Genomic DNA, 3,639 nt, shown 5'->3' with positions numbered 1-3,639 from the left:
GGGTTGCCGCGCTGGACGGACGCAAAGTCGAGGGATTCGCTATTGCTGCCGGTGCTCATCGAGCTCGCCGCGCCACCACCCAAGCCGATCAGCATGCCCGGCCCGCCAAGCTGGATGAGCAGGGTGCCCGGCGGGAACGTCGCAGCCTTGAAGGACTGATCGGCAGCAATGTTGCCGATGCCACCGGCAACCATGATCGGCTTGTGGTAACCGCGTACGACAGCCTCTTCACCCGTACCGACACGTTGCTCATAACTGCGAAAGTAACCGCAGAGATTCGGGCGGCCAAATTCGTTGTTGAAGGCCGCTGCGCCAATCGGGCCTTCGAGCATGATGTCCAGTGCCGAGGCAATGCGTGACGGGCGGCCATACGAGGCCATTTCGGCTTCCCACGGTCGCGGCGCATCCGGCAGATACAGATTGGAGACCGAAAACCCGCAGAGACCGGCCTTCGGCTTCGAACCGCGCCCGGTCGCCCCTTCGTCGCGAATCTCGCCGCCCGACCCGGTCGCGGCACCGGGGAAGGGCGAAATCGCAGTCGGATGGTTATGCGTTTCAACTTTGGCCAGAATGTGCGTCAGCTCCTCGGTCCAGCCATAGGCGCCGTCCGCTCCCGGACAAAAGCGTGCTACGCGTGCGCCCTCGAACACCGAGGAGTTGTCGGAGTAGGCGACGACCGTGCCTTGCGGATGTGCCTGGTGCGTCTCGCGGATCATGCCGAACAGCGTTTCATTGTGCGTTTCGCCATCGATGACCCACGAGGCGTTGAATATCTTGTGGCGGCAGTGTTCGGAGTTGGCTTGCGCGAACATCATCAGCTCGACGTCGGTCGGATTGCGCCGGGTCTTGTTCACAAACAACTCGACGAGATAGTCGATCTCGTCGTCCGACAGCGCCAGTCCGAGGCGGCCATTGGCTTCGACCAGAGCGTTGCGTCCGCCGCCCAGCAAATCGATCGAAGTCATCGGTGTCGGCGGGAAGTGACGGAAAAGCTCAGCCGTTTGCTCGAAATCGCCGAGTACGGTCTCGGTCATGCGGTCATGGATGGCCGTTGAAATCTGTGTCCTCTCGTCGGCTGACAGCGTTCCATTGGCGGTCTTGATGCGATAGGCAATGCCGCGCTCGACGCGTTCGATTCGCTCGACGGCTTCCAGGCCACAGTTCCACGCGATGTCGGTCGCCTTGGACGACCACGGCGAGATGGTGCCGATGCGCGGGGTGACGAGGAATAGTTCTCCACACTCAACACCCCCGGCTTCATTCTCCGCGCGCGCCTCGAACAGCGCCGCCAATTGTTTGCGGCCTGCATCGCTGAGCGCTTTGTTCAACTTGGCAATGTGCCAGTGTTCGGCGCTGGCGATGCTCGAACCAGGCGCGACGGCTTGAAAGCGTTGCTGCAAACCCAGCAGGCGAAAAGCGGAAAAAGCGGGGGCTCCGCGCAGAAATAGAATGTCGGCCATGGTGAGTTTTGAATAAGGGCTGGAAGCCTGCGAGGGATACAAGGCGAAGCCGGGATTATAGCCGAGAGCGGCTTGCAGTCGGACCGGCAACGACAATGGAATCGGTGTATTGGTGCGATAAGTACGGGGGCTTCTCAGACTCGAATTGTGTCAGAATGCGCGTTTTCGACTGCTTCGTTAAACTGTTAACGGGCGAACATAGGAGTAGTGAGTAATGAATAAGCCGAAGTATCTTTCTCTTCGTGGTCTGGGCATATGCCTTTCCGTTAGCGCAATTGTATTGTTCTCCGGCTGTGCCACAACGTCGGGTTCGAACGTAACCGTCAGTGCGCCCACACTCATGACGACGGCCGGGTTTTTGACTGATTACGCCCGCCTGAAGACCAACCCGGATATTGGCGGAACCGAGTGCTGGCGTGCCCCAGCGATTGATGCCAGCAAGTACGACAAGGTGCTGATTTCACGAATTCTTGTCTCTTTGGCACCGGCCAAGAAAGAAGATAGCCCGAAAGCGATTGACCCGAGTGATCTCACGTTGCTAACGGACTATTTTCACAAAGCGCTGACCAAGAACTTGGAAAAACAAATGACCGTCGTCGACAAGGCCGGTCCGGGTGTGCTGGTGATTCGCATAGCGCTGACCGATCTGGTGCCGACTCAAGTGAGCCGAAGTGTAGCTGGTACGCTGATTCCCTATGGCTTTGTGGCTGAGGCAGGTTCAGGCGTCGCCGCCGGCCTCCCGGCGGGTTCAACACCGTATCTGGGCGAAACGGGTATGGAAATGCAGTTCCGTGATGGGGCCTCCAACACCGTGCTTGCTGAATGCAGAGATACGCAAATTGGTCGCAAATATGCGGCTGATGTTGATGCGGGCGCGTCGGGCGCAACCGAGACATGGGTGGATGGTTATATGAACTCCTTCCAATCCTGGTCGTATGCCAAGAATGCGATGGACAAGTGGTCATTGCTGTTAGCGACGCGCCTCGCCCATTTGCGTGGGGTTACCCCGACCAAATAGGTTGCGTTGTGCTGATTGCGGGAACCCGTCTGACCCGTGGGTCAGACGGTGCCGACAGCCAGCAGATATGGTTGCCGGTTGGAGAAAATCAAAAGTAGCAGGTGGCGCCTTGTCCTGGCTACCGGGCATGTGGAGCAGCGTGCTAGCGCCGTACGGCGCGGTGTGCGTAGAACCTGACAGGAGCAGACTCGATCAGCACGGCTCCGGTTCGATCGGTAATCGCCACCTGCAAACTGTGCTCGATACTCTTTGCGGTGGCTGCACGCGCCCAATCGGCCGCCTTGATATGGATCACCGAGCCGCGGTATCCCTGCGCAAGCTGGTTTCCGTCGAGTTTTACGATGATTGCGTCGCCGTCGCTGATTCTTAGCGCGGGTTGTATCTGTACGTGCAGGTCGAATGCACCCGTGTTCGTATGGATCGTGCCCTCGTTCGCTGGAGCGACGATGGCCAGGCCGCTGTATGGCGCAGGTGCGACAGTTTGCGCCGGCGGCGGTTGTGGCGGCGCCTGGGGTTCCTGAATGACGCTCAGTGGTGGCAGTTCAAGTGATTTGGCACCGGAAGAAGGTGCGTCCGAAAATACAGGCCCGGCCCGGTCCTTCGATTCGTAGACTGTCCCTTGAGCCGTCGCCAGCGTGGAGCAGAGTGCAAGCAAGGTTGCCAGCAAAACACGGGATGACATAGTCGCCTCCTTTGTCTGTTCATGAGTATTGATTATGCATCATTACTCTACAGCCGAATATCCGTTTACTTCGCTCCCGGTTCCTCCGCCTTCGGATACGCGATCTCCGGCTGATTCACTAGCCCCACGGTCGCTCCTCTTCGCGCACGCTGTCCAACATGCTTCTCCTCCGAAAGCAGTGTCTTCAGCTTGTTCCGGAACGTTCCCTTGATGCTGACGGAGGGGCCTTTACCGGCGATGATCGACTTGAGCGTTTCCTTGCCTTTCAGTCCGATGATCTGCACGCCCTTGCCGCCGGACAGGCGCTTCATCTGGTCGAGCGGGAATACAAGAAGGCGGCCGTCGCTGGAGAGGGCGGCGATATGGTCCATGCCAGCGTTGCGTACGATTGGGGCGGGCGGCAGAACAGTCGCGCCGACTTCCATGGACAGAAAGGCTTTGCCGGCCTTCTGTCGCGAGAGCAGGTCGCCGAAGGTGCA

The 3,639-nt window shown here is 59.0% G+C and carries 2 protein-coding genes and 2 pseudogenes; 1 reads left to right on the top strand and 3 read right to left on the bottom strand.

Going from position 1 to position 3,639, the window contains the following annotated elements:
• Nucleotides 1–1,460, bottom strand: a pseudogene (locus PROAA_RS12525) (phosphoribosylformylglycinamidine synthase); the annotation flags it as partial.
• A gap of 214 nt (nt 1,461–1,674) precedes the next feature.
• Between PROAA_RS12525 and PROAA_RS12520 the strand changes: the two are divergent.
• Complete coding sequence (locus PROAA_RS12520; RefSeq protein ID WP_186411662.1) at nt 1,675–2,478, top strand: DUF3313 domain-containing protein; 804 nt, start codon at nt 1,675–1,677, stop codon at nt 2,476–2,478.
• Between the two features lie 142 nt (nt 2,479–2,620).
• Here PROAA_RS12520 and PROAA_RS12515 read toward each other — a convergent pair whose 3' ends face one another.
• Both PROAA_RS12515 and PROAA_RS12510 read right to left on the bottom strand, forming a co-directional pair.
• Complete coding sequence (locus PROAA_RS12515; RefSeq protein ID WP_186411661.1) at nt 2,621–3,160, bottom strand: hypothetical protein; 540 nt, start codon at nt 3,158–3,160, stop codon at nt 2,621–2,623.
• A gap of 65 nt (nt 3,161–3,225) precedes the next feature.
• Nucleotides 3,226–3,639, bottom strand: a pseudogene (locus PROAA_RS12510) (hypothetical protein); the annotation flags it as partial.

Origin of the sequence: Candidatus Propionivibrio aalborgensis, assembly GCF_900089945.1 — a bacterium.
Taxonomy (GTDB): domain Bacteria; phylum Pseudomonadota; class Gammaproteobacteria; order Burkholderiales; family Rhodocyclaceae; genus Propionivibrio; species Propionivibrio aalborgensis.
Note: the sequence above shows the minus strand (reverse complement) of the source record. Positions and strands in the feature narration are given on the sequence as shown.